At 72.1% G+C, this 24,531-nt stretch carries 17 protein-coding genes and 2 pseudogenes; 13 read left to right on the top strand and 6 right to left on the bottom strand.

Going from position 1 to position 24,531, the window contains the following annotated elements:
* The first annotated feature begins 2 nt into the window (after window positions 1-2).
* Window positions 3-911, top strand: a complete 909-nt coding sequence (locus DRB89_RS24520; RefSeq protein ID WP_112448952.1) for a bifunctional 5,10-methylenetetrahydrofolate dehydrogenase/5,10-methenyltetrahydrofolate cyclohydrolase — start codon at window positions 3-5, stop codon at window positions 909-911.
* Between the two features lie 123 nt (window positions 912-1,034).
* Window positions 1,035-2,546, top strand: a complete 1,512-nt coding sequence (locus DRB89_RS24515) for a peptide MFS transporter (protein WP_239516317.1) — start codon at window positions 1,035-1,037, stop codon at window positions 2,544-2,546.
* Between the two features lie 183 nt (window positions 2,547-2,729).
* Here DRB89_RS24515 and DRB89_RS24510 read toward each other — a convergent pair whose 3' ends face one another.
* On the bottom strand, window positions 2,730-4,214 hold the full coding sequence (locus DRB89_RS24510) for an aldehyde dehydrogenase family protein (RefSeq protein WP_112453684.1): 1,485 nt from the start codon (window positions 4,212-4,214) through the stop codon (window positions 2,730-2,732).
* Window positions 4,215-4,684: 470 nt separating this feature from the next.
* Between DRB89_RS24510 and DRB89_RS24505 the strand changes: the two genes are divergently transcribed.
* From DRB89_RS24505 to DRB89_RS44840, 4 genes and pseudogenes are all read left to right on the top strand, one after another.
* Window positions 4,685-6,100: a serine hydrolase domain-containing protein gene (locus DRB89_RS24505; protein ID WP_112450447.1), complete on the top strand. Its 1,416-nt coding sequence runs from the start codon at window positions 4,685-4,687 to the stop codon at window positions 6,098-6,100.
* Between the two features lie 57 nt (window positions 6,101-6,157).
* Window positions 6,158-6,501 (top strand): annotated as a pseudogene (locus DRB89_RS24500) (hypothetical protein); the annotation flags it as partial.
* 462 nt (window positions 6,502-6,963) lie between these two features.
* Window positions 6,964-7,473 carry a hypothetical protein gene (locus tag DRB89_RS44845; protein WP_239516316.1) on the top strand — a complete coding sequence of 170 codons (510 nt, stop codon included), beginning with the start codon at window positions 6,964-6,966 and terminating at the stop codon, window positions 7,471-7,473.
* Window positions 7,440-8,450 carry a hypothetical protein gene (locus DRB89_RS44840; RefSeq protein ID WP_239516315.1) on the top strand — a complete coding sequence of 337 codons (1,011 nt, stop codon included), beginning with the start codon at window positions 7,440-7,442 and terminating at the stop codon, window positions 8,448-8,450. The genes DRB89_RS44845 and DRB89_RS44840 overlap by 34 nt, the downstream gene beginning before the upstream one ends.
* Here the strand turns inward: DRB89_RS44840 and DRB89_RS24490 are convergent.
* Both DRB89_RS24490 and DRB89_RS24485 read right to left on the bottom strand, forming a co-directional pair.
* Window positions 8,445-9,623 (bottom strand): cytochrome P450, encoded by a 1,179-nt coding sequence (locus DRB89_RS24490; RefSeq protein ID WP_112450449.1) that lies wholly within the window; start codon window positions 9,621-9,623, stop codon window positions 8,445-8,447. The two genes, DRB89_RS44840 and DRB89_RS24490, sit on opposite strands and share 6 nt — an antisense overlap.
* A 47-nt stretch (window positions 9,624-9,670) precedes the next feature.
* A pseudogene (locus tag DRB89_RS24485) lies at window positions 9,671-10,390 on the bottom strand (IS5 family transposase).
* A gap of 80 nt (window positions 10,391-10,470) precedes the next feature.
* Between DRB89_RS24485 and DRB89_RS24480 the strand changes: the two are divergent.
* A protein-coding gene (locus DRB89_RS24480; protein ID WP_112450450.1) for an IS5 family transposase occupies window positions 10,471-11,288 on the top strand; the annotation gives its coding sequence in 2 pieces (ribosomal slippage) (window positions 10,471-10,813 and window positions 10,813-11,288; 819 coding nt in all).
* Between the two features lie 22 nt (window positions 11,289-11,310).
* A complete protein-coding gene (locus tag DRB89_RS24475; protein WP_162688704.1) occupies window positions 11,311-12,603 on the top strand; it encodes a HEAT repeat domain-containing protein in 1,293 nt (430 codons plus the stop codon).
* Window positions 12,604-12,715: 112 nt separating this feature from the next.
* Here the strand turns inward: DRB89_RS24475 and DRB89_RS24470 are convergent, their stop codons facing one another.
* Window positions 12,716-14,512 carry a trypsin-like serine protease gene (locus DRB89_RS24470; RefSeq protein WP_162688703.1) on the bottom strand — a complete coding sequence of 599 codons (1,797 nt, stop codon included), beginning with the start codon at window positions 14,510-14,512 and terminating at the stop codon, window positions 12,716-12,718.
* 151 nt (window positions 14,513-14,663) lie between these two features.
* Window positions 14,664-15,062 carry a hypothetical protein gene (locus tag DRB89_RS24465; RefSeq protein ID WP_112453685.1) on the bottom strand — a complete coding sequence of 133 codons (399 nt, stop codon included), beginning with the start codon at window positions 15,060-15,062 and terminating at the stop codon, window positions 14,664-14,666.
* Between the two features lie 611 nt (window positions 15,063-15,673).
* On the opposite strand from DRB89_RS24465, the gene DRB89_RS24460 reads away from it, so the two are divergent.
* The 4 genes from DRB89_RS24460 (at window position 15,674) to DRB89_RS24445 (ending at window position 22,201) form a co-directional block, all read left to right on the top strand.
* Window positions 15,674-19,021, top strand: coding sequence for an ALF repeat-containing protein (locus tag DRB89_RS24460; protein WP_112450453.1), 3,348 nt, complete (start codon window positions 15,674-15,676; stop codon window positions 19,019-19,021).
* Window positions 19,022-19,194: 173 nt separating this feature from the next.
* Window positions 19,195-20,217 carry an iron chelate uptake ABC transporter family permease subunit gene (locus tag DRB89_RS24455; protein WP_112450454.1) on the top strand — a complete coding sequence of 341 codons (1,023 nt, stop codon included), beginning with the start codon at window positions 19,195-19,197 and terminating at the stop codon, window positions 20,215-20,217.
* 86 nt (window positions 20,218-20,303) lie between these two features.
* Window positions 20,304-21,308, top strand: a complete 1,005-nt coding sequence (locus tag DRB89_RS24450; RefSeq protein ID WP_112453686.1) for an iron chelate uptake ABC transporter family permease subunit — start codon at window positions 20,304-20,306, stop codon at window positions 21,306-21,308.
* A 71-nt stretch (window positions 21,309-21,379) separates the two neighbouring features.
* The gene (locus tag DRB89_RS24445) at window positions 21,380-22,201 is read left to right on the top strand and encodes an ABC transporter ATP-binding protein (RefSeq protein ID WP_112463885.1); all 822 of its coding nucleotides are present in this window, start codon (window positions 21,380-21,382) and stop codon (window positions 22,199-22,201) included.
* A gap of 269 nt (window positions 22,202-22,470) precedes the next feature.
* Here DRB89_RS24445 and DRB89_RS24440 read toward each other — a convergent pair whose 3' ends face one another.
* On the bottom strand, window positions 22,471-23,016 hold the full coding sequence (locus DRB89_RS24440; RefSeq protein ID WP_112448861.1) for a hypothetical protein: 546 nt from the start codon (window positions 23,014-23,016) through the stop codon (window positions 22,471-22,473).
* 168 nt (window positions 23,017-23,184) lie between these two features.
* On the opposite strand from DRB89_RS24440, the gene DRB89_RS24435 reads away from it, so the two are divergent.
* Window positions 23,185-24,408 carry a hypothetical protein gene (locus DRB89_RS24435; protein ID WP_162688702.1) on the top strand — a complete coding sequence of 408 codons (1,224 nt, stop codon included), beginning with the start codon at window positions 23,185-23,187 and terminating at the stop codon, window positions 24,406-24,408.
* Window positions 24,409-24,531: the final 123 nt, after the last annotated feature.

The raw sequence follows: 24,531 nt of genomic DNA, 5'->3' as shown, positions 1-24,531 counted from the left end.
CCATGACGACTGCCCAGACCGTTCCCGCGGCCCAGACCGACGGCCAGGCCCCCACCGCCCGGCTGATGGACGGCACGGCCCTGGCACGCCGCATCTCGGAGCGGACCGCCGACCACGCCGCGAAGATCACCGAGCGCACCGGCACCGCGCCCTGTCTGGCGACCGTGCTGGTCGGCGAGGACCCCGCCTCCGTCACCTACGTGCGGATGAAGCAGAACCGCTGCGCCAAGGCCGGGATCACCTCCCGCCACGTGGAGCTGCCGGCCGCCACGACCACCGAGGAACTGGTGGCCGCCCTCACCGCGCTCTCCGAGGACCCGGAGATCAGCGGAATCCTGCTCCAGCACCCCGTCCCGCACCACATCGACGAGCGCGCCGCCTTCGAGGCCATCGCCCCCGGCAAGGACGTCGACGGGGTCACCATGCACTCCTTCGCCGCCATGGGCTTCGGGCTGCCCGGGTTCGTCTCCTGCACCCCCGGCGGCATCATGCGGCTGCTGGAGGCCTACGACGTGGACCTGACCGGCAAGCACGCCGTGGTCGTCGGCCGCAGCGCGATCCTGGGGAAGCCCGCGGGGATGCTCCTCCTGGAGCAGAACGCCACCGTCACCTACTGCCACTCGCGCACCGTGGACCTCCCGTCCATCGTCCGCCAGGCGGACGTGCTGGTCGCCGCCGTCGGCAAGGCCGAGTTCATCCGCGGCGAGGACATCAAGCCGGGCGCCGTGGTCCTGGACGCCGGGTACAACGAGGGCAACGTCGGCGACGTCCACTTCGAGTCGGCCGCCGCCCGCGCCTCGCTGATCACCCCCGTACCGGGCGGCGTCGGCCCGATGACCATCGCGGTACTGCTCGAGCAGACCGTCCGGGCGGCCGCGGCCCAGGCCGGGCTGGCGCTCGCGGACCTCTGACCCGCACCGGGTCCCCCTCCGCGTGAGGAACGCCCCGGGCCCTTGGGCCCGGGGCGTCTGCTTTCCGCCGGTAACGGCCGAAAGGACGATCCGTGCGCCCCGACCCGAGGCTCCAATGAATATGTGAACGCATCGATGGATATGCAGAAGGCCTCGGGACCGGACACCGCGGGGACGGGCCGGGAGCGCCACCCGCGCGGGCTCGCCACCCTCGTCCTCGCCGAGCTGTGGGAGCGCTTCAGCCTCTACGGCATGGTCGCCATCCTCGTGCACTTCCTGGCAGCCTCCCGCGCCCACGGCGGCATGGCCCTCCACGAGGGCACGGCCGAGGCCGTCGAAGGCGTCTACATGGCCATGATCTCGCTGCTGGCACTGCCCGGCGGCTGGATCGCCGACCGGTTCCTCGGCGCCCGCCGGGCCGTCCTGTGGGGCGGCGTGGTCATCATGGCCGGCCACGTCCTGATGGCCGTCCCCGACCCGGTCTTCGTCTGGCCCGGCCTGGTCCTCATCGTCATCGGCACCGGGCTGCTCAAGCCGAACATCTCCGCCCTCGTCGGCCGGCTCTACGCCCCCGAGGACGACCAGCGCCGCGACGCCGGCTACTCGATCTTCTACATGGGCATCAACCTGGGCGCGGTCATGGCCCCCCTCGTCGTCGGCTACCTCGGCGAAGAGGTCAACTGGCACCTCGGATTCGGCGCCGCCGCCGTCGGCATGGCCCTCGGCCTGGTCCAGTACGTCCTCGGCGGCCGCAAGCTCTCCGGGCAGCTGCGCGCCGAGCCCGTGGTCCGGCTGACCGCCGCCGAGCGGGCCAAGCTGCGCAAGTCCTCCGCGTACGGCCTGGTCTTCACGGCCGTCCTGATCGGCCTGCTCGGCGCCTCGCACGCCCTGAGCATCGACAACATCACCTTCGTGCTCACGGTCGTCGCCGTCGTGGTCCCGGCGGGCGTGCTGTACTCCATGTACCGCAGCCCGAAGATCGACCGGGTCGAGAAGACCCGGCTGCGCGCCTACGTCTGGCTCTTCCTGGCCGCCACGCTGTTCTGGCTGGTCTACGACCAGATGGGCAACGAGCTGAACCTGTTCGCCGCCCAGAAGACCGACCTGTCCCTGCTGGGCTGGCACATCCCGGCCAGCTGGACCCAGTCGCTGCCGTCCCTCTTCGTGATCGTCCTGGCCCCGGTCTTCGCCGCCTTCTGGGTCCGGCGGGGCAAGCACATGAGCACCCCGTTCAAGTTCGGCCTGGCCCTGCTGCTGACCGGCGGCTCCTTCGTGGTCATGTCGGGCGCCGCGGCCATCGCCTCCAACGGCGTGAAGGTCTCGCTGATGTGGCTCGTGGGCGTGTACGTGATCCAGGTCATGGGCGAGATGTGCCTGAGCCCGGTCGGCCTGTCGGTCACCACCAAGCTCGCCCCGCGCGCCTTCACCAACCAGATGATGGGCGTCTGGTTCCTGGCCGCCGCGACCGGAGACGCGATCGGCGCGCAGCTGCCCCGGCTCGACGCGGTCATCGGGCAGAGCTGGAACTTCCTGTGGCAGGGCGCGATGGTCATCGCGGCCGGCGCGGTGATGGTCTTCTTCACCAAGCGGCTCAAGGTCCTGACGGGCGAGGCGGCGGCGGTGGCGGCGGCCTGAGCCGCCTGCGACCCCCTACGGCCCCCTGTGGCCCGTCTGCGGCCCGCAGGGGGCTCAGAGGCGGCACCGTGAGCCGATGCGGTGGGGGGGGTGAGAGCGGGGGGAGCGGGGGGTGTGGGGCCTGGCGGTGGGCGGGGTACCGGGGGGGGTGTGCGTGGGGGTGGTCATGGCGCTGCTCCTCCTTCAGCCCGCGAACCAGCGCACGGGGCGCGGGGCGAGGTTCTGGTACACGTGTTTGGTCTCGCGGTACTCGGCCAGGCCCGACGGGCCCAGTTCGCGGCCGGTGCCGGACTTTCCGAAGCCGCCCCACTCGGCTTGCGGGAGGTAGGGGTGGAAGTCGTTGATCCAGACGGTGCCGTGGCGCAGCCGGCCCGCCACGCGGCGGCCGCGGCCCGGGTCCGAGGTCCACACCGCTCCGGCGAGTCCGTACTCGGTGTCGTTGGCGAGCGCGACGGCCTCGGCCTCGGTACGGAAGGTCTCGACGGTCAGCACCGGCCCGAAGACCTCCTCCCGCACGACGCGCATCCGGCGGTGGCAGCGGTCCAGCACCGTCGGCCGGTAGAAGTAGCCGGGCGCGTCGGGGCGCATCCCGCCGGAGCGGAGTACGGCTCCCTCGGCGAGGGCGGAGGCGACGTACTCCTCGGTGCGTTCGCGCTGGGCGGCGGACACCAGCGGTCCGCACTCCACGCCCGGGTCGGTTCCGCGGCCGAGGCGGATCCGGTCGGCCCGGCGGGCGAGTTCGGCGACGAAGCGTTCGGCGACGCTCTCCTCGACGATGAGCCGGGAGCCGGCGGAGCAGACCTGGCCGCTGTGCATGAAGGCGGCGTTGAGGGCCTGGTCAACGGCGGTGTCGAAGCCCTCCTCGGTGGCGCAGGCGTCCGCGAAGACGACGTTGGGGTTCTTGCCGCCGAGTTCGAGGGCCACCTTCTTGACCGTGTCGGCGGCCGCGCGCATCACCTTCGTACCGCTGGTGAGTCCGCCGGTGAAGGAGACGAGGTCGACGTCGGGGTGGGCGGCGAGGCGCGCGCCGACGGGTTCGCCGGGGCCGGTGACCAGGTTCGCGACGCCGGCCGGCAGGCCGGCCTCCGCCAGCAGGCCGATGAGGGCCACCGTGGACAGCGGGGTGATCTCGCTGGGCTTGAGCACGAAGGTGTTGCCCGCAGCGAGGGCGGGGGCGATCTTCCAAGAGGCCTGGAGGAGCGGGTAGTTCCACGGGGCGATCAGGGCGCAGACCCCGACGGGCTCGTGGACGACGACGCTGTGGACGTCGGGGGTGCCGGCGTCGATCACACGGCCGGCGCTCTCGCCGGAGACGAGGTCCGCGAAGTAGCGGAAGGCGTCCGCGACGCAGTCCACGTCCACCCGGCCCTCTTCCAGGGTCTTGCCCGCGTCGCGGCTCTCCAGCAGCCCGAGGGGTTCGCGGTCGCGCTGGAGCAGGTCGGCGACGCGGCGGAGCAGGGCGGCCCGCTCCAGGACGGGGGTCTGCGGCCACTCCCCGCCGTCGAAGGCCGCGCGGGCCGCGCTGACGGCCGCGTCGGTGTCCGCGATGCCGCCCTCGGCGACGACGGCGAGGACCGTGGCGTCCGCCGGGTCGAGGACCTCTCGGGTGGCTCCTGATACCGCTGAACGCCAGGTCCCGGCGATGTGGATGGTCGTCTGCTCGGACACGACGCGCTGTACCTCCGATTCCGCCACCGCGGCGTGCCCGCGGTGGTACTGCTCGTGCCCGGTTGCCCAGGTCCGCGGAAGCCATGTCCCAAACGTCACCGGAAGTGACGGGAGTCACTCCCCGTCGCCACGGGGAGAGACGAGACAGATCGGTATATATCGGATGCCACTGGAGGGCCTCCCCCGGCCGGTTCGGCGCAGCACGAGGGTCGGCCCGCACCTGCGGGTGCAGCGCGGCCGACCGCGGCACCGCCTCCCGGCACTCGGCGTCGCCGGTCCTCCCGGCCGTCCGGTGAAGACGCAGGTCATCCCGGCCGGCCGGTGCCTGAGAGCGCGGAGACGGCCGGGCCGTCCGGTCGGGCCGGACGGGACGAGGCGTCCCGCCCGCGGCCCTTCCCTTGTCGGCCCCTCCTGCGTACCTTCGCCGCTGCCGAGCGCACCGCCCGGCAGCATCGACACGGGGGAGAGCGATGAGAGGCACACGCAGAACACGCACCGCGCACACCACACACACCACGCGCACCGTACGGGGCCGCCTCGCGGTGGTCGCCGCGGCCGTCCTGGTCGCGGCCACGGGCCTGCCGTCCACACCGGCCGCCGCGCACGCCGGCCACGAACCGCTGCGCGCCGCCATGCGCGCCGCCATGCGCGCCGAGGCGGGAACGGCCGTCGGCGGCGACGGGATCCCCGGGGTGATCGCCCGCACCTACAAGGACGGCGTCTCCTGGACCGGTACGGAGGCCACGGACGCGGGAACACCCGTACGCGATCCGGACGGCCCCTTCCGGGCCGCCTCGATCACCAAGATCTTCACCGCGACGACCGTGCTCCAACTCGTCGCCGAGGGCCGGGTCCGCCTCGACGACGACGTGTTCGGCCTGCTGGGCCCGGTCCTGAAGACCAACCCCGCCGCGGGCTGCAACCTGGGCACGGGACAGTGCTTCAACCCGCCGCCCGGCAGCCCGCCCGTCACCGTGCGGAACCTGCTCCAGCACTCCAGCGGCGTCTTCGACTACCTAGGCGACCTGGGGGTGCTGGCGAGCGCCGGCAGCAGCTTCCCCCACCTCCCCGAGTACTCCGCACAGCAGCTCGTCGACGAAGGCGCCTCCCACGGACCGCAGTTCGCGCCGGGCGCCGGGATGCACTACAGCAACACCAACTACGTCCTGCTCGGCATGGTCATCGAGCGGGTGACCGGACAGCCGTGGGCGGACGAGATCACCCGCCGGGTCATCCAGCCGCTCGGCCTCAGCCACACCGTGCTTCCCGGATCCACGGCCACCCTGCCGACTCCGCACGACCAGTTCTTCACCAACTACCTTCGGCCGCGCGGGCTGTTCGGGCACTTCTCCGTCCCGGCAGCCGACTGGAACCCGTCCATCGGCGGCGCGGCCGGAGCCGTCGTGTCCACCAGCGGCGACCTGGTCACCTTCATCCGCGCCCTGCTCGGCGGCCGACTCCTGCCCCCGGCACAGCTCGCGCAGATGATGACCGACCTGAACCCCACCGGGGCCGGAGCCCCCGGCCCGCTGCCCGGCATCCCCTGCGACCCGGCCCGCGCCTGGCCCGAGTGCATCGTCAACCCGGCCATCAGCACGGCCAGTTCGGGCGACAGGGCGACGCCCGGTTACTGGTACGCGAGCCGCCCCTGGAAGGCCGTCCAGGCCGATTACGGACTCGGCCTCACCCGCCGCACGATCACCTGTGCGAACGGCTCCACCGTCACGCTGTACGGGCACAACGGGGGCGGATTCGGCTCGTTGAGCTACCTCTACTCCACGGCGGACGGCAGTCACGCCATCGCGCTCAACATGAACGGCGACTGGCCGCTCTGGGAGATGTACAGCCTGAACGGCATGCTGGCGGCCGAATTCTGCACCGCCTGACGGCCCCCGACCCCAGGTGCGCGAAGCTCCCCCGACACCGCGCGCACGGAGGGAGACACCGGGGGCGAATTCAACCCGGCCAAGGGCGTCTACGTCGGCCTGTGCGCGGTCACCGGTGCGCCGGCGCCGCCAAGCCCACGCCCTGCCTGGGCGGTTCGGACCGGGCAGGGCACCACCGGCGCCTCTCGCACTGGGTCAACAACACCTTCGGCGGCACCCTGCCCAACACCTCCGCCTTCGGGGCCGGCGGAACCTTCAACGTCACCATCCACGTCAAGGCCGACCTCGGCAACGGCCAGATCTGCGGCGAGACCGTCGAGTGCGCGATCGTCACCCGCGCGGACCACTTCAACTCGAGCAACCGCAAGTACGACGTCCACGTCCCGATGACCTTCAACTAGTGCTGTGGAGCCCCGTCCCACCCACTCCCCCAGGTCACGCCACGAGGATGTCATGACACCCCAGCGCCCCGTCACCCCCGCCCGTGCGGGCGCCGCCTCGGCGGCACCCGCGCTCGTGCTCGCCTCCGCGGCCTCGGCCTCGACCTCGGCAGCCTCCCCGGTGAACGCCGCCGGCACGGAGCGCACCGCACTGGGACCGGGCGGACAGCGGTTGGCCGTGTCCGCCGCGTCCGGTCTGGATCCGCGCGGCCAGACCGTCCGCGTGACGGGGGCGGGGTACGACCAGGCGAAGGGCGTGTACGTCGCCCTCTGCAAGGACAACGGCGACAGCCGGGTCCCGGCCCCCTGCGCCGGGGGCGCCGACACGTCCGGCGGCGCCAAGTCCTCGCAGTGGTTCGTGCCCAAGGGGGATCCGCACGCAGGGGCGTTGGGGGTCCCGTATGGCGAAGGGGGCCGCGCGACATGCTGCTGCACCCCGACTCCCGCAAGCTGTACGGCGGTTCGGAGGACCGGCCGGACACCGCCGACGCCAACGAGAGCGGGCTGCACGTCCTCGACCCGGCCGACGGCACACTGCGCGGCAGCGTCACGCAGGCGCCCGGGCCCACGGGTGCGCCGGGCCGGCGGGCCGTGCGGCAGCTGATCGCCCCGCTGCCGGGCGACGGGGTGGTCTTCTCCTACCCGCTGCGCGGGATCGGCACGGCCAAGGACGGGGACGCGGCCGCCGCGGGCGCGTGGGTGCCGGGCGGCGGCGTCACCGACGCCGCACCCGGGGTGACCCCCGGCACGGTACTGGTCGCGCAGGGCTCCGTCCTGTCCGAGGTCGACATCGCGACGGCCGCGGTCAGGCGCACCCTCACCCTGGACGGCGGAGACGGCTTCGCGGTGGACGCGGCCCGACGGTCTCGGTCTGGTTCACCGACGCCGACCACCGCAAGGTGTACCGGGTCGACACCGCCACCTTCCAGCTGACCGCCACCGTCGAACTCCCGCCGGGCGAGGGCTACACGGGGTTCACCGAGGTGGATCCCGCGGCGGGCGCGGTGTGGGTGGGCCTGGACACCTCGGTCGTCGTCCACGACGCCGACAGCAGGCGGACGGGCGTGATCAAGGGCACCGACCTGCCCCGCGCGGCTCGGTTCGACGCCGCCACGCACCGGGCGTACGTGGTCTGGCAGGACTCCGGGGATACGTCGCAGCCGGGCAGCGACAACAACGGGGTACCCGCTGTGTACCACGCCACCGACCTCAAGGAGGCAGCGGCGACGACCGTACTGCCCGCAAACCACGGCCAGTTGGGCTTTGCCTCGCTCGCGGTCGCGCCCGGCGGCGCGGTGGTGTTCGTGTCGAACCCGGCCGAGGGGCGGATCGCCCGGCTGGAGCGGTCCGTCTCCCCCACCGTCACGCAAGGTCCCACCGACCGGACGGTGACGGCGGGCGAGCGGGTCGTGCTGACCGCGGACGCGTACGGCACCCCAAAGCCCGCGGTGGCCTGGCAGGTCAGCGCGGACGCGGGCAGGACCTGGCAGCCGGTGGAGGCGGGCACCTCCGTCCACTCCTTCACGGCCCAGGCCGCCGACAACGGCCGTTGCTACCGGGCGGAGTTCCGGAACACGGCGGGCACCAGCCGCACCAAGCCGATCACCCTCACGGTGACCGCGGCCGGGACCGGCACCGACGGCGGTACGGGCACTCCCGGCACTCCCGGCACCTCCGGCTCCACCGGCGGTGCCACCACCGCGGCCGCGAGCACGGGCGCCGCCTCCGCCTCCGGCTCCGGCTCCGGCGGCACGGTCGGCGGCACCGGCGCCACGGCCAACGACGGCTCCCTCGCCTCCACCGGCGCCGGCGCTGCCACCCTCGCCACCGCCGCGGCCGCGCTCACCGCCACCGGCTGGATCCTCGTACGCCGACGACGGCGCACCGGGTCACCGCGGGCCGCGTCATGACGTCTTGTACGCCACCGGCAGCTCGACGAGGCCCCGCGCCCGCAGGGACGGCCTCCACCGGGCGTCGGGCTCGGCCAGGTCCAGGCCGGGGAACCGGTCGAGGAGCGCGGCCAGCGCGATCTCGACCTCGGCGCGGGCCAGGGGTGCGCCGATGCAGTAGTGGATGCCGTGCCCCAGCGCCAGGTGGCCCGAGGTGTCGCGGTCGAAGTCGAGCTCGTCCGGGTGCGCGAAGCGCGCGGGATCGCGGTTGGCGGCCGAGAGGGACAGCAGGACCGTTTCACCCGCGGGTACGCGGACCTCTCCGATGGTGACGTCGACGGTGGGGAAGCGGCGGATCGCAAGGAGCGCCGACCCGTCGTAGCGTGCGAGTTCCTCGACCGCGGCCGGGAGCTTCGAGGGATCGCGGCGGAGTTGTGCCAGGCGTTCGGGATCGTCCAGGAGTGCGTGGATCGCGTTGCCGATGAGCTGGACGGTGTTCTCGTAGCCGGCGACGAGGATGAGGAAGGCGAGCGAGGTCAGCTCGTCCTCGCTGAGCCGGTCCCCGTCGGTGTCGCGGACCGCGATCAGGTCGGAGAGCAGGTCGCCGGCCGGGTTCTCCCGCTTGTGTGCGATGAGTTCGACGAAGAAGGTCAGCATCGACCCCACCGCGTGCTTCGCGGCCTGGGGTCGGCTGGGGTCCGGCGCGATGAGTGCGTCGGTCCAGGAGCGGAAGTCCTCGCGCCGGTCCTCGGGGACTCCGAGCAGGTCGCAGATGACGGTGATCGGCAGTGGGGCTGCGTAGGCCGCGATCAGGTCGGCGGTGCCGTCCGGGCCGAGCGCGTCGAGGAGCCGGTCCGCGGTCCGGCGGATGGGGGCCCGCAGCCCCTCCACCCGGCCGGGGGTGAATGCGCGGCTCACGAGCTTGCGCAGGCGGGTGTGGTCCGGCGGATCCATGTTCAGGAGGTTCGCGTCGAGGGCCGGCGGCAGTGACAGCCCCCGGTAGCCGCCCTCCCCCGCGTTCTTCTTGTCGAGGGACAGGCGTGGGTCCGCGAGCGCCGAACGGACGTCGTCGTACCGCGTGACGAGCCATGCCGGCTCACCGCCGGGCCCCGCGATCCGATGCACCGGCTCCGTGTCACGCAAGTACCGGTAGGCGGCGTGCGGCTGGTTGATGAGCTCGCCCTGAAGATCCATAGGGTCACCCTAATGCCGTGATCGGAACGGTCTTCTTGGAACTCATCTCATTTGGCCAGTCTGCGGTAGCAGATAAGGGTGCAGGCGATGCCGGCGAAGGCGAGAAAATGCTCGGCCTCGCGTTCGTAGCGGCGGTGCGGCCGTCGACAGCCGGCGAGCCAGGACATGGTCCTTTCGACGACCCATCTGTGGCGACCGAGCCGTTGTGAGGACTCGACACCTCTGCGGGCGATGCGGTGCTTGATGCCACGTCCCGCGTAACCATCTCCGCAGGTGGGCAAAGTCGTATCCCTCACTGTCGTGCGGGTTCGCACCCGAAATCCTGACCGACAGGGGCAGACCGGTCCGCTCCGTGATCAAGTAGATCTTCGACCCGAACTTGCCCCGGTCCACAGGATCCGGACCTGTCAGGTCCCCCTTTTCAGAGCCCGCATGTTCACCGATTCGATCGCACAGCGGGACCAGTCCAACTCGCCGCGGGCGCCGAGCTCGTCGAGGACCAGGCGGTGGAGCTTGGCCCACACCCGGGCCCTGCTCCACTCGGTGAACCGCCGGTGAGCTGTCGCCCCCGACGGCCCGAACGATGCCGCAGGCACCTGCTGCCAGGTACAACCCGACGTCCCAACGAACACGATCGCGGCAAGCACCTCCCGGTCGCCGTGCCGGCGCCGACCACCGCCCTGCGGCCGCGACGGCGCCTCCGGCACCACCCGCTGGAACAGCTCCCACAACTCGTCCGGCACCAGCCGTTCAACGATCCCCACCATGGCCGACAGCCTACCGCGAAGCCCAAATGAGATGACTTCTTAGACCGTGTCCTATGTGGTGAGGCGTCGTTGACCTCTATATGGGGCGGGGTACTTGGAGTTGGATTGTTCCGGACGGGTTGTGGGAGATCGCGGAGCCGCTGATCCCACCATCGAAGGTGCGGTCGCAGGGCGGCGGGACGCGGGACACGCCTGATGAGACGCTGTTCGCGGCGATCATCTACGTGTTGGTCAGCGGGTGTGCCTGGCGGGCTCTGCCACCGTGTTTCGGGATATCGAAGTCGACGGCCCACCGCAGGTTCCTGATCTGGTCACGGGCCGGAGTGTGGGGCCGGCTGCATGAGGAGATCCTGCACCGCCTCGACGACGCCGGCCTCCTTGACCTCTCCCGCGCGGTCCTCGACTCCGCCCATGTGCGGGCTAAAAAGGGGGCGAACTCACAGGTCCGAGCCCCGTGGACCGGGGCAAATCGGGCTCCAAGATACACGTCCTGTCGGACGCGAACGGCCTGCCCCTCCTCGTCGGCGTCGCAGCAGCCAACACCCACGACAGCCTCGCGCTGAAGCCCATGATCATGGGTCACCAAACGAGACACGACCCCTACCGGGGTCGCCACTTCAAACCCCACCGCCTCCACGCCGACAAGACATACGACGTCCCCCACCTGCGAAAATGGTTACGCGGTAAACGGATCGGGGTCCATATCGCACGCAAGGGAGTCGAGTCATCGGAACGGCTCGGACGGCGAAGGTGGGTGATCGAGCGGACCATGTCCTGGCTGACCGGCTACCGCCGGCTCAACCACCGCTACGAACGCCATCCCCGCAACTACCTGGCATTTCTCGGCCTCGCGGCAGCCCTCTGCTGCTACAAGCGCCTCGTCCGCCTCACCACATAGGACACGGTCTTATTCGGAGGCGGTGGGCACGTCGGCCGTCGATGATGTGCCGATGAGCCAGAACCAAGTCGACGCACTGCGACGGGCCGGATCCGCCACCGGACACCCCGAGTTCGCCGAGCGCATGGTGGAGGCGCTGCGGGAGGGATTCCGGGTCCTCGAAGCCCTGCCACCAGAGGATGCGTTCTGGCGCGGCTGGGCGAATGGGCACGCAACGGTCCACAAGCTCGGCGTCCTCGCCGAGGAGCGGCTGCGGCGCGATCCCGCGGACCGGACGGCGCGGTGGACGCTCGTCGCCCTCGCGCTCGCCCACGGCGCCAATGACGGCGGGCTGTCTCTGCTCGGTCCAGCCATTGCCGACGATCCGACCGTCGTGGCAGACGCGCTGGTCATTGCGGACTGGGCCGGTCAGGAGATCGGACTCGACCTCACCGCCGAGTTGCGCGAAGCGTGTGGGTGGGGGGATCGCAACGCGCTGGAGTCGCTGGGACGGGTGGAGGGCGGGGAGGCCGCGCGGGTGGCGTTGCGTGTTCTGGAGCCGCTGGCTGCTCTTCCCGGCTCTGCCGGTTCCGGCGGAACGGCAGTGACATTCCGCGGAGTTGGCGGAACTGCGGACGAACTTTTCGCCGGGGCATTCCGTGAGATCGCCGCGGATGCGGATGCCGTGCCCTGTCTGATCGCTCTGCACGGCCGCCCCACGCGGGAGGTCTTCGAGCGCGCCGCGCGCCTCCTGGCCTGCGAGGATCCGGTCGAACGGGAACTGGGAGCAAGGGTCTTGCGCGAGCTGGGCCCGTACGACGCCGAGGGCCGTCGGCCGTTCCACACGGAAACCGTCGATGTCGTCGTGGCCGAGATGGGCGACGAGCCCGATCCGGGGGTCCTCGGCTGGATGATCTCGGTGCTCGGGTACCACCGTGCCCGCCGGGCCCTCGACCTGGTGCTCGACCTCCAGTCTCATCCCGCGCAGCCGGTACGGTTCGCGGTCGCCGCCGCGCTGCCCGGACTGGCGGATCCGGAGCGGACGGAGCGTCGAGTCCTGGAGGCGCTCCTGCGGCTGGCCGAAGACGACAGCGGCGCTGTGCGCTGGTACGCCCTGTACGCGTTGTTCAACGAGACGGCCGGGGTCGGCTCCGCGCAGCGCAGAACGTGGGCCACTCACTTGACCGGGCGAGCCGACGCCGACATCGACATCGACTCGAACTCCGGCCCCGAGCGCCGCGCAGAGCTATCGCAGTTGGCCACGGCCCTTGACGACCAGGCCGATGCCGCCCTGCTCGACATCCTCGCGCAGACGACCGGCCCGACCGGCCCGTGAGGACGGCCGGCTCCTCGGCGGTCAGTCGGCCCGGCGACCCCGTCCGGTCACCGCACCGGACACGACTTCGGGAGCACCCCGGTGGGCGCTCCCGAAGTCGGCGGGACCGGGGTCAGTGGAGTCGGATGGCGTTCCAGTCCCAGCCCGCGCCGGCCGGGACGACGGCGCTGACGGTGAAGGGCTGGATGTGGCCGGCGGAATCCGCCCGGCCGGTGAACATCCGGATGGCACCATCCCCGAACCGGTACATCATGCCGATGTCGGTACGCCGGTCGCCGTTCAGGTCACCGGCGACGAGCTTCATCGACGCGCGGTCCCAACTGTTCACCGGAACCGTGTAACCGAGCGTGAAGTCGTCGAACCCGCCCGAGGAGTTGCCCAGCGAGGTGTAGAAGCCGATCGCACTGTTCGCATGGTGGTAGACCATCACCGCGTCCGAACGGCCGTCACCGTTGAAGTCCCCGGAGTGCAACTCGATGGCGTTCCAGTCCCAACCCGCACTCGCCGGAACGACAGCACTCACCGTGAACGGCTGGATGTGACCGGCCGCATCGGCCAGGCCCGTGAACATCCGGATCGAACCATCCCCGAACCGGTACATCATGCCGACGTCGGCACGCCGGTCGCCGTTGAAGTCACCGGCGACGAGCTTCATCGACGCACGGTCCCAACTGTTCACCGGAACCGTGTAACCGAGCGTGAAGTCGTCGAACCCGCCCGAGGAGTTGCCCAGCGAGGTGTAGAAACCGATCGCACTGTTCGCATGGTGGTAGACCATCACCGCGTCCGAACGGCCGTCACCGTTGAAGTCCCCGGAGTGCAACTCGATGGCGTTCCAGTCCCAACCCGCACTCGCCGGAACGACAGCACTCACCGTGAACGGCTGGATGTGACCGGCCGCATCAGCCAGGCCCGTGAACATCCGGATCGAACCATCCCCGAACCGGTACATCATGCCGACGTCGGCACGCCGGTCGCCGTTGAAGTCACCCGCGATGAGCTTCATCGACGCACGGTCCCAACTGTTCACCGGAACCGTATAGCCGATGGTGAAGTCGTCGAACCCGCCCGAGGAGTTGCCCAGCGAGGTGTAGAAACCGATCGCACTGTTCGCATGGTGGTAGACCATCACCGCGTCCGAACGGCCGTCACCGTTGAAGTCACGGGGGGTGGTCGTCCGGACCGTCTCCTGGATCCAGCCGTTCAGGTCGTCGGCACGCGCGCTGAAGGCACCGGTGCGCGCTTCCGTGGCGGGGGCGCCGAGGCACCCTCCCTGCCAGGAGCGGCTGTTGATCCCGATCAGTTCGCCCGCGGGGTTGAGCAGGGGGCCACCGGCATCCCCTTTGCAGATCACGTCGGCGCCCTTGCCCGTGAGGGTGAGGGACGTGGCGTCCTTGGTGCCGAGGGTGAAGGTGCCGGTGTGGATCTTGTCGGGCACCCACTCGGTCTTGGTACGGCCGAACCCCGCGGCCGTGAGGTCGCCGGTGAGGGCGGGCGCCGCGGCGCGTTTGACGGGCGCGATGCCGTCGACGGGTGTGGCGAGGCGGGCGAGGGCCAGATCGCGGTCGGTACGGGGCGCGAGGTCGGCGACCTCGACGGTGCGGCCGTCGCCCAGTGTCGCGGTGCCCTTGAGCACGGGCCTGCCGGCCGGGACCGACGCGCCGGGGGTGGCGGCGAAGCAGCTGGCGGCGGTGGCGATCCATGACCGGTCGACCAGGACGCCGGTACAGGAACGGGAGCTGCCCTCTTCGCCGATGGTGAGTTTGACGAGGGAGGCGAACTGCCCCGTGGCGGCTTCCGGGCCGGTGGCCGCAAGGGCGGGGGACGAGCTGAGCAGACCGGCCGAGACCGCGAACGCGGTGACGAGCGGCCCTGCGATCCGCGTGGGGCGCGGGCGGGGAGCGGGCATCAGGTTTCCTTCGCTTGTGCAGAAACGTGGGACACCGTTCGGCATGAATGCCAGGGCGGGACGGAAGTCTCCGACAGATCCGATGCGGGGAGTGTGGGGAGTGTGGGGAGCGTTGAATTGCAGGAGAATTGAACCGGCTCACACGGCGCTGCTACTTCACCGTCTTTATTTCCATGAGCATGAAGTCGCGCCCCTGTTCGTCCGCGCTCTCACCCACCGGCGTCCACGCGTTCTTGTTCACGTCGTACGCCTTTTCTTCGTCACCTGTGACCATGTCGACGTGGGTCGAGTAGCTGTTGCCCTTGATCGCGAATACCGCGGGAATCTCCAGCGCCAGGTAACCGGTGGTCCCGGTGGCGCGGAAGCAGATCTTGTCGTTGGCGCGGGACCAGACCTCGAGCTGATCGGCCGCGCTCCCGCAGTCGGCGAGGAGGATGTGGCCGTCACCGCGCTTGAGCGTGATGCCGCGCTCCGCGAGGATCCTGTCCGCATGGGGATAGCCGAAGTCCTCGATGGCATAGCCAGGGCCTTCGTCGGCGACGGCCGTCATCGCGGAGCCGTGCGGGGAGGCCCCGCCGGTCGAACCGCCGGCGAACTCGATCGCGACCAGGGCGCCCGCGCCCACGGCCGCTCCAAGGCCCCGGACAATCTTCTTCTTCCGTACCCTCATCACCTTCATCGCTGTCCCAGTCGTCGGTTCGGGAGAACCCGAACGAGTGTCATCGCGGACGTGAAATCCTCCGCTCAGCCAAGGAGGGGGAAGGACCCGTCCGAGAGTTCATTCCCCAGGGGGGGAGCCCCCGCTGTCGAATGGATCCTAGCCTCGCTCTAGCGGGTTCTGAAACGATCGAAAACGGACACCGGGATAGGACTGTAGGCCCTTTATGGGCCGCGTCGAGGCATCCTGTACGGACTACTGAGTTCCGCATCGAAGGCCGGACGGCCACCTGTGTATTCGGCTGAGGATTCGGTCGAATCCGCGGATTCACGGAATCCCTATTCAGGGCAATGCTTTCGCTGTATGGTCGCGCTGCGCCCCCTTTCACCCTCCCCGACTTCCCTGCGGGGTGAGGGACTTGGGCGTGGCGAAGCCCCCATTCCGTCCGGCGATGTGTCGCCGCGCGTGCGCGGCTCGGCGGGCGCTGACACCGAAGGACCGCTTTGGACACCATCTTTTGGAGCAGGCGTCGTATTCTCGGCGCCGCCGCGGCCACCATGACCGCCGCCGCCTCTTCCAGCCTCGTGCTCAACCCCTCGACGGCCTGGGCCGCGACGCCCTCGCAAGCCGCCGACGACGGCGACCCGTTCGGCCTGCCCGACACCGATCGGGCCAAGGCGGTCAGGGCCTGGCTGCTGGGCGGCCGGGCAGTTCGCGCCTCCGCCGCGACGGCGCTGGCCGGCACGGACGCCGACGTGAGGAACTTCCTGGCCGTCAGGCTCCCCGCGGACACGGCCACGGACAACCGCGCGGCGATCGTCACCTCGCTGGCGGTGGCCGGCAGGGGGAACCGGCGCGAGGCGACCGCCGCGCTGGGCGGCGGGGACTCCGCCATCGCCGGCTATCTCGCGGGCGGGTACAAGTCCGCCCTGATGGAGGACTTACGGGTGGCCACCACCACGGTGATGGCCGTGGGCGGCAAAGCCGTCAACCGCGAGGGCAACACGGCCCTGAACAACGGTTCCCAGTCGGCGCTGGAGTCGTTCCTCGGCGATCGCGAGTACCCGGCTCGCGTCGAGGACATGCGCGTGGATGCCTCCAAGCTCTCCTTCCAGGCGGGGCCTGAGGTGCAGAAGTACGCCTCCCGGGCGCTGTCCGGCAGCGACAAGGACCTCGAGTGGTTCCTCGAGACGGGCCAGCACATCGCACGCGCCCGGGACCAGGAGGCCATGAAGATCCAGGAGCTCGTCGCCGTCGTCCAGCGCGAGGGCAAGCGGGCCGACGCCATGACGAAGCAGGCCGAGGAGGCCTGCGCCCGCGCGGTGACGGCCGCGGCCCAGGCCAGGGAGATGGCGGAGCGGGCCGCCGCCGAGGCCCGCGCGGCTCAGGAGGACGTGGCCAGGGCCGCCGGCGCGGCACGCAAGGCGGCCGAGGCTGCCTCCGGGGCCGCCCGCGCCTCGCGCGTCGCCATCACCGCCTCGCAGGCCGCGGTGCAGGCGGCCCGGCGCGCCGGGTACGCGGCGGCGGCCACGAGCGCGGCGGCCGCCAACGCCGGAGCCGCCGCGACCCGTGCCTTCAACGCGGCCCTCGACGTGTCCCGGGACGCTTCCCAGGCGCAGAAGGCCAGGGAGGCAGCGGTCGCCGCCCGTACCGCCGCGGCCCAGGCACGCAGCGCGGCCGTGGCCGCCGAGGGCGCGGCGGCGGCCTCGGACCAGGCCAGGATCGCCGGCGACTGGGCCGCGGCGGCGGCCCGTGACTCCGCCGCCGCCGCGAGGGCCTCTGCGGACGCGGCCGACGCCTCCGGCGCGGCGCAGCACGAGGCGGCCAACGCCCGGCGCGAGGCGCAGATCGCGAGCGCCAACGCCCAGATCGCCACCAACGCGGCCGGCAACGCGGTGCGGCTGGCCAACACCTCCGCGCAGGCGGCGCGCACCGCACGCGACGCCGCGAACGGCGCGGCCGGACATGCCGAGAAGGCCGCGGCCGCGGCCGACTGGGCGGTCCAGTACGCGGGCCAGGCGGTGGACTACGCGAACAAGTCCACCGAGTTCGCCAACGAGGCCAGCAAGGCCGCCGACCTCGCGACCGACGCCGTCACCCAGGCCGTGGCGGTGGAGAAGGCCGCGCGGGACGCCGAGGGGCAGCGCCTGGAGCAGGACCTGCGGCAGGCGGTCGAGGAGATGCGCCTGCTCGCCCGGTTGGACGCGGAGCAGCGGGCGGAGTACACGGGCAAGCGCACCGAGGCCGAGCAGACGACCCAGGCCGCGAGGGATCTGGTCGCGCGTGCCGGGGCGGCGCTCCGGGCCGGTGACACGGCCCTCGCCACCACGACGGGACGTCAGGCGGCCGTGGCCGTCATGGATGCGCGCGGTACCTGGTCGCGGCAGGCGGCCCGGTTCGCCCTGGCCGGCACGGAGGCGGACGTCCACATCTGGATCGACGCCGACCGGCTGATCGCGGAGCGCCTGGACGACCGGGAGCGCGCCCTCTACCTCGCCAGGAGGAGTTCCCCGGGCGTCATCGACGCGGCGGGCAAGGCCCTGGCGAGCACCGACCCCGACGCCACGGCGACGTTCCTCGGCACCGGCGTCGTACAGGCCGCGGCCATGGACAACCGGGTCGCGATCTCCCGCATTCTGGCCGGCCGGCCCGGCCGGGCGGTGGCGAAGGCGGCGAACGAGGCGCTGGACGCCGGGTCCGCCCAGGCCCTGTACGGGTTCTTCAGCGCCTCCTTCGAGGCGGCTCAGCGGGAGGACGACGCGGTCGCCACCGCGACCCTGCTCGGCACCGCCGGCCCCTACACCAAGGCGCACGCCCAGGCGGCGCTCGAAGGACCGGCGTGGATCCGCCGCAACTTCATCGCCTCGGTCCAGCACCGGACCGCTGAGCTCGACCACGACTCCGCCACCCACATCGCCGCCATGCAAGGGGCGATCAGCGCCGCCGCGAAGATCGCCCACAAGGCGCAGGAGGACGCCGCCCGCGCCCAGGAGGCGGCGGCCAGGGCCCGCAACGCCGCGGCGGAAGCGGTCACTTGGGCGGACAAGGCGCTGAACTGGGCGGCGCAGGCCGCCTCCGCCGCGCGGCAGGCGGACTCCTACGCGGACTCCGCCGAGAAGTCGGCCCAGGACGCGCGGGTCTCGGCCGGCAAGGCGACCCAGGCGGCCGCCACCGCCCGGACCGCCATGCGCTCGGCGAACTACTCCGCGAACCGCGCGGTCGAGTCCGCCCGCAGCGCCGTCGCGTCCGCCAACGCCGCCCAGGCGTCGGCTGCTTCCGCGTACGCGACCTCCCTGCACGCCGACGGGGACCGCGTGGCCGCCGCGGAGGCAGCGAGTGCGGCGCAGACGATCGAGAAGGACAAGCGGAGGAACGAGATCGGGGAGGAGGTCAGGAAGGCGCTCGAGGAGGCCCTCAAGGCCCGGGCGGAGGGGAAGAACCCGGCGGACAGCCCTGAGAACGACTCCGTGGGCGGTGGTCTTCCCCAGTGGCAGCAGGACGCCCGGACGCTGGCGAACATTCTCGAATGGGCCTCACTGGCCACCTCGGTGGCCGGCACCGGACTGGAGATCGCCGGCGTGTGGTTCCCGCCCGCCGAAGTGGCGGGCCTCTACTTGAGTTTCACGTCTGTGGGCCTCTCCCAGCTGTCGACGCTGTTCACCGGCATCGGCTACGGGTTCACGAGCAGCGAGTTCCAGCACGCGATCGGGAACTCGGTGCTGCACCTCGTGACGTTCGGCCAGTCCCAGTGGATCAAGAAGCTCGACGCCGGCAAGGTCCTCACCGCGATCGAGGTCGGCGTACACGGGTCCCTCTCGGTGATCACCAGCGGCCTGCACCTCTTCGGCTGAGACCCGACCGCTCGGTTCGCCGTGTCCGGTGTCCCAGAAAGGCAAGGCACAAAGGCCCCAAAGAAGGGACCAATGCCCGGCCGGGGCACCGGAGAGCCGTTGTTAGGGTCGCCTTACCAGTCGAACGCAAAGGGGTTGGGTGCTGCCTTCCCGAGCAAAGGAGCAGGTGGGGCATGCACGGACGCCATCGGGCCCGAGGGGCCGCCGTTCGCGCGTTGGGCCTCGTCGCGCTGCTCGCCCTTCTCCTCCTCACGGTCTGGGCGAGCCTGATGGTCGGCTCCGGGCGGGTCGCCGCCGCGGACCTGCTGCCCGCGCTCCTGCACCCCGACCGGACGGACAAGGCGCACCTGATCCTGCTCGAGGTCCGGATCCCCCGGACCGCCGCCGGCGTACTGGCCGGAGCGGCCCTGGGGCTGGCCGGCGCGGTCATGCAGGGCATCGCCCGCAACCCGCTCGCGGACCCGGGCATCCTCGGCGTCAACGCGGGCGCTTCCGCCGCCGTCGTCTTCGCCCTCTCCGTCCTGGGCATGACGGATCCCGCCCACTACATCTGGTTCGGGTTCCTCGGCGCCCTCGTCGCCTCCCTCCTCGTGTTCGCCATCGGCTCCCTCGGCCGCGACGGTGCCACCCCCGTCAAACTGACGCTGGCCGGCGCCGCGACGAGCGCGGCCCTGCTCTCGCTGACCACGTCCATGCTGCTGACCGACTCCAAGTCCTTCGACCAGTACCGGTTCTGGCAGGTCGGTTCACTGACCGGCCGCGAGCCCGCCGTCCTGTGGCAGGCCCTTCCGTTCATCGTCGCCGGCGCCCTCCTCACACTGTTCCTGGGCTCACGGCTGAACGCCCTCGCCCTCGGCGACGACATCGCCCGGGCCCTCGGCCAGCGCGTGGGCCCGACCCGTGTCGTCTGCGCGGTGGTCGTGGTCCTGCTGTGCGGCGCCGCCACCGTCGTCGCCGGTCCCATCGCCTTCCTCGGCCTGGTCGTCCCGCACGCCGTCCGCCTGTGCACCGGCCCCGACCACCGCTGGATCCTCCCGTACAGCGCTCTGGCGGCTCCCGTACTCCTGCTGACGGCCGACATCGTCGGCCGGCTCATCGCCCGGCCCGGCGAGGTGCAGGCCGGCATCGTGACGGCCGCCATCGGCGCCGTCCCCTTCGTCCTGCTGGTCCGCCACCGGAAGGCGGCCGGACTGTGACCGCGTCCCCGAACCTCCCGACGGAGGCCTCCGTGTCCCACGCCGATCCGGCGTCCCGCGCCGCCGCCGTCGCCGGCCTGCGCACGATCCGCCGGGCACGGCGGGCCCGCGGCCTCACGGTCGGGCTCGTGCTGGCGGCCGCGCTCCTCGCCGTGTCCTGCGTCGCCCTCAGCGTCGGTGACCTCGACGTGCCCCTCCGCGACGTCATCGGCGCCCTCACCGGTGCGGCGGATCCCGGCGTCCACTTCATCGTGATCGAGCTGCGCCTGCCCCGGGTACTGCTCGGCTTGCTCGTCGGCGCCGCGTTCGGCCTGTCCGGTGCCCTCTTCCAAGCCCTGCTGCGCAATCCCCTCGCCAGTCCGGACGTCATCGGGATCAGCCAGGGCGCCGCCGCGGCGGCCGTCATGGCCTCCCTCGGGTTCGCGGTCAGCGGCATCGCCCTGTCCGCCGCGGCCCTGGCCGGAGCGCTGCTCAGTGCCGCCGCCATCCACGCGCTCGCCCGCCGGGGACACGTCAGCGGCGCGCGCTTCGTCCTCGTCGGGGTCGGCATCGGCGCCGCCTTGTCCAGCATCACCTCCTACCTGCTGACCCGGTCGCAGGTGGCCGAGGCCCAGAACGCCCTCCTCTGGCTCACCGGCAGCCTCAACGGCAGCACCCTGGCCCAGGTGTGGCCGCTCCTCGGCGCCCTCCTCGTGCTGCTGCCGCTCACCGCCGTCGCCGCGCGCGATCTGGAGGCGCTGCGTCTGGGCGAGGACACCGCCGCCGGTCTCGGAACCCCCGTGGCACGCTCGCGCCTCGCGCTGCTCGGCTGCGCGGTGGCCCTCGCGGGGGTCGCCACGGCCGCCGCGGGACCCGTGGCGTTCGTCGCGTTCGTCTGCGCCCCGATCGCCCGGCGCCTCGCCCCGGCCTCCGGCGCCGCGCTGGTGCCCGCCGCGCTCACCGGAGCGCTGCTGGTGACCGTCGCCGACTTCGCCGCGCAGCACCTGCTCTGGTCGAGCCAGTTCCCCGTCGGGGTCGTCACCAGCCTCATCGGGGCCCCGTACCTGCTGTGGCTGCTGGCCCGCGCCAACCGGACCGGGCGCCTCGGATGACTCCCGCCGCCGCCACGAAACCGCCCGCCCCCGAGCCCACCACGGCCGCACACCACGACGAGGACACCGACATGCCCTGCGGCGGACCCACTCTGGGCACCCGTGACCTCCGCCTCGGCTACGACGGCCGCGAGATCGTCCACGGCCTGACCCTCGACATCCCGCCGGGCCGGATCACGATGATCGTCGGCCCCAACGCCTGCGGGAAGTCCACGCTGCTGCGGTCCATGGCCCGCCTGCTGCCCCCGCTCTCCGGCAGCGTCCTGCTGGACGGCCAGGACATCCACACGCTGGCGACGCGCGAGGTCGCCGCACGCCTCGGCATCCTGCCGCAGACCCCTGTCGCCCCCGACGGCATCACCGTCGCCGACCTCGTCGGCCGCGGCCGCTATCCGCACCAGGGCTGGTTCCGCCGGTGGACCTCCGAGGACGACGCGGCCGTCGCCGAGGCCCTGCTGGCCACCGACGTCCTCGAACTCGCCGACCGGTCCGTGGACGAGCTCTCCGGCGGCCAGCGCCAACGCGTCTGGATCGCCATGGCCCTGGCCCAGCGCACCGACATCCTCCTGCTCGACGAGCCCACCACCTACCTCGACGTCAGCCACCAGCTCGACGTCCTCGACCTCCTCGTCGACCTGAACCGGGACCACGGCACCACGATCGCCGTCGTCCTCCACGACCTGAACCTCGCCTGCCGCTACGCCGACCACATCGTCGCGCTGCGCGACGGCCGCGTCATCGCCGAAGGCCCTCCGGCCGAGGTGGTCACGGAGGAGTTGGTGACCCGTGCCTTCGGCATGCGCTGCACCCTCGTGCCCGACCCCGTCTCGGGAACCCCCCTGATCGTCCCCATCGGCCGCCACCGCACGGACCGGATGGACCTGACGACCTGACGGACCTGACGGACCCGGGCAAGGGCCTGAGCCCTGCCCCGACCGCTCCTCCCTCCGTCCCGCCGTCGGGCACCCCCGGGTCCAGGGCGGCTCTGCATCACCCCTGCTCGCTCGCTGGGTGGGACTGGTTCGGGTGTGGGGTCCAGGCGTGACGCGTCACCCGGTCACTGCCCTCGACCTTGCAACTTAACCCCGTCCCGGCCGCGTTCCCAGTTCAACCCCTGGGCCCCGCCAGGCCGGCCGCCCCGCCGGCCCGGCCGAGCGGCGCGTCAGCCCGCGACGCCGAGATCGGTCCGCATCGCGCCCCGCATGCCCTCCCAGCGCACCGTGAGGGCGATGAGCTCGGCGTGGATCTCCTCGAACGACCCGCGCGGCTCGGGCGTCCCCTCCGCCAGCCGCATGGTCCGGGAGTAGGCGCCGGCCATGCGCTTCGTCATCAGGTCCAGTTCCACGAGCACGGCGGCCGAAGCGATCATCTGCGCCTCCGCGAAGGCGGCGTGGTGCGCGTTGCGGGCCTCCTCCACCGCCGCCCGCTCCTGCGGCTCGACCTGCTCACGGTGGACGACCCACAGGAAGTACATGAGAGCGATCCGGTACCGCCGGTACGCGGCGTTCGCCGCCGTGTAGCACTCGCGCCGGCGGGCCAGGTCCGCCAGCTCCTGCTCCCGCACCCACGAGGTGTGGGCCACCTGCTGCTCCCGCTCGAACTGAGCCGCCTGCAGGCGCGACAGCATCCGCTGCGACAACAGGGTCGCCAGCAGCGTTCCGGCCACGCCGACGACGGCGGCGCCGAGCGCGATCAGTCCGTTGTCCATGCTCCCCCCACCTTTTCCTCCCACCGCGGCCGCAGCCCCCCGGCCGCTCCCCGTCGGCGTCAGCGTCATCCTGCCGTGCGAGACGGGGCCCGCGGGGCCCTTTCGCCGACCCCGCCCGCACCGAAAACGCGTGGCGGGCCCGCCCCCGGTCGGGCAGGGTGCCCGGTGATGAGCGAAGAAGACGCAATGCCCCACGCCCCCTCCGACTCGGTCGAGGGCCTGCTGCAACGGGGGCGCGGCCTGGGCGCGATACGGGCGCTCCGGGATCCGAGCGGTGCCGCCGCGGCCGTGTACGACGGGATCCGCCGGGACTGGAAGTGGGACTGCCAGACCGACACCCGCCACCTCTACCAGGCACGGCTCGTCCGGGACCTGGAGCTCTCGCCGACGCCGGTCGTCGACCAGCTGGCGGGGGACGAGGAGGCGACGTTCCGGGCCGTCTACGTGCTGGAGCTGCTGGCCCTCGCCGGTTCGGACGAGGCCCGGGAGGGACTGCGGGCGTACGTCCGGGAGGGCGAGCACTGGGTCCGCGTACTGGAATCCGTCGCGGTCACCTGGCCTGTCGAGTGGTGGGAGGACCTGGGCGACATCGCGCGGGCCCGGATCGGCGGGGAGGAGGACCTCCCGTGGTCCTACGAGCCGTGGGCCCGGTTCGGGATCGAGGTGCCGGGCCTCCGGCACCCTCCGCGGCCTTCGCTGGACGGGCTGGGCGACGGGGAACTGCTCGCCCTGCTGGCCGCCGACGGCACGGAGTTCCAGACGAAGATCGACGCGCTGCGCGTGCTGGCCGGGCGGGAGCCCGCCGAAGGGCTGATCCCCCTGGTGCCCTCACTCGGCACCGGGAACGGCCTCAGGCCCCTGCCCTTCCTCCTGCGGGCGGTCGGCCGCCTCGGAGCCCTCGCCGTGCCCGCGGCACCCGGCTGGGCGGCGGACGACCGCGAGTGGCTGGCCCGGCTGGGCGCCGACGTCCTGGCCGACCACCCCGGCCCCGAGGCGCTGCCGGGGCTCGTGGCGGAACTCGCGGGTCAGTGGGAGGCGCGCACCTGGTGCGGCCCCGACGTCACCGCGAAGCGGCTGGCCGGCCTCGGGCCCGCCGCCGCCGGGGCCGTCCCCGTGCTGCGCCGGTTCTGGCTGCACACCCCGCACTCGTACGAGCGGGCCGACTACCTGGGCGCGCTCGCCGCCATCGACCCGTCCGGGCTGGATGACGCCTACACCGAGTCGCTCTGGGACTGCGAGGAACGGACCCGGCTGCTCGGGATCGCCTCGGCGCCCCCCGGTCCGGAGAACCTGGCGCGGATCGCGGTCCTGCGCGACGATCCGATGGAGCTGCCCGCAGTACGGGCGGCGGCCGGCGCCCGCCTGACCGCCGCCGCCCGGCCACAGCACTAGCTAGTGCTGTGACCGGAAAGGTTCACCGGGTCGCGGCGCCCGGCACGGCACCTCGCCGCGTTGTCGGACCACCGAAGTACGTCCAGTACAAGCGGCGGCCCTCCGCCTTGCGAGGCACCGCAC

The sequence above is a fragment of the Streptomyces sp. ICC4 genome, from assembly GCF_003287915.1.
GTDB lineage: Bacteria > Actinomycetota > Actinomycetes > Streptomycetales > Streptomycetaceae > Streptomyces > Streptomyces tritrimontium.
This window is presented reverse-complemented; position numbering and strand designations above follow the sequence as displayed.